This window comes from uncultured Citricoccus sp., assembly GCF_937871995.1.
In the GTDB taxonomy this organism is placed as follows: Bacteria; Actinomycetota; Actinomycetes; order Actinomycetales; family Micrococcaceae; genus Citricoccus.
Genome location: NZ_CALMQR010000065.1, coordinates 1 through 1462, shown reverse-complemented (window position 1 = coordinate 1462; position 1462 = coordinate 1). Strand labels below are relative to the sequence as shown.

Sequence of the window (1462 nt, the reverse complement as noted above, 5' to 3'; positions counted from 1 at the left end):
GCGGGCGGCGGTCACCCCACCCGTCCCTGATCCGGGACACCGAACGCCCCGCTGAGGCGGGCGGACGCCCCGGCTGCGGGGACGGTGCCCCCGGGACCTGACCGGTCCCGGGGGCACCGTCGTCATTGGCTCAGGAGATCCCAGACCGCGCGGGCGGCCGCGTCCGCGTCACCGAGCGTCCGGGCACGGCCGTCCGGGTCCTGCCCGGCCTCGGCGGCGATCGCGGTGCCCCACTGCACGGAGGCCAGCTGCAGGCCGAGGACGAACACGCGCTCGTGCACCCGCCCCTGGGCGTCCTTGAGCCGGTAGGGCCGTCCCGTGACGTCGAAGCCGCGCCCCGGAAGCACCTCCCCCTCCTCGTCCTCCACCGCGTACGGCACGGCCGTGCCGTCCTTCAGCAGCGAGGCCACCAGGGGCGAGGAGGACTGCTGCACCCGGTTCGCCGGCATCATCGCCTCGACCATCCACCGCCCGTGGTGCACGTCCAGCGCGGCCTCGTCGGTGCCCACCTGCGGGCTGGAGACCGTGAACAGGGACCGGCCGGCGTCGGCCTCGAACTGCGGGTCCGGCCCCACGAACCGGACCAGTCCGGCCCGGGCCAGGGCCAGCAGCTGCTCCACGCGCAGCAGGGGCGGACCGGAGGCCAGCCCCTCGACCAGGACCTCGAACCACCCGGACACGTCCCGCCGGCGGGAGGCATCGGTGATGCGCCGCTCCGCCACCAGGCGCTTCACCTCCAGCCGCGCGGCGTGCAGGGTGCCGATCGCGACCATCAGGGGGGAGTCCTCCCCCGCCGCGGCCTCGGCGCAGACACCCGCCAGGAAGTCGACGACCTCCTCCTGGTACTCGGCCCCCGAGTCGAACACCTGCCGCTCGAACGGCCGGGCGAGGGCGCGGATGTCCAGGAAGGGCATCCCCGGCTGATAGGTGTGCAGCAGCTCCTGGGCGTGGTGCGCGGTCACGGGCTCGCCGCGGCCGGCTGCCTCGAACTGGCCGACCAGGCCCGCGAGGAACTCCCCCGCACGCTCGGCACCGCCCAGGACCTCCGGTCGGGTCCGGGCCATGGTGAAGTAGTAGGCCCGCACCACGTCACGGTGGATCAGCGGCCACAGGTGCACCATGAAGTCGAGCGTCCCGTGCTCGTCCTGCAACCGGTCCACCTCCTCCGGGACCAGGTACTTCAGGGACACCGCGTGCGGGACGAACGTCTCCAGTTCGGCCTTCGGCAGGTAGCAGGCCCCCCGGCGGGAGGCCGGGTGCATCACCGGCTCGCGACCGGACGGCTCGTAGCGCAGGGCGCGGCCCGGCCCGTCCCCGCTGTCCACGAACCGCCCGCCCCGGCCCAGCGTCAGCTGCGCCATCGCGTCGAAGAAGTTCAGCCCCATGCCCCGCACCAACAGGTCCTCGCCCGCGGGCACGGCGTCCCAGTCCACCTCGGCCGGCAGGTTCGGCCCCCGGTAGT

1 protein-coding gene is annotated in these 1462 nt (G+C 74.5%); it reads right to left on the bottom strand.

The genetic code is table 11. The features are described 5' to 3' along the window. Positions 1-122: 122 nt before the first annotated feature. On the bottom strand, positions 123-1462 hold a 1340-nt coding region (locus Q0283_RS07195; protein ID WP_298044042.1), incomplete at its 5' end, for a hypothetical protein.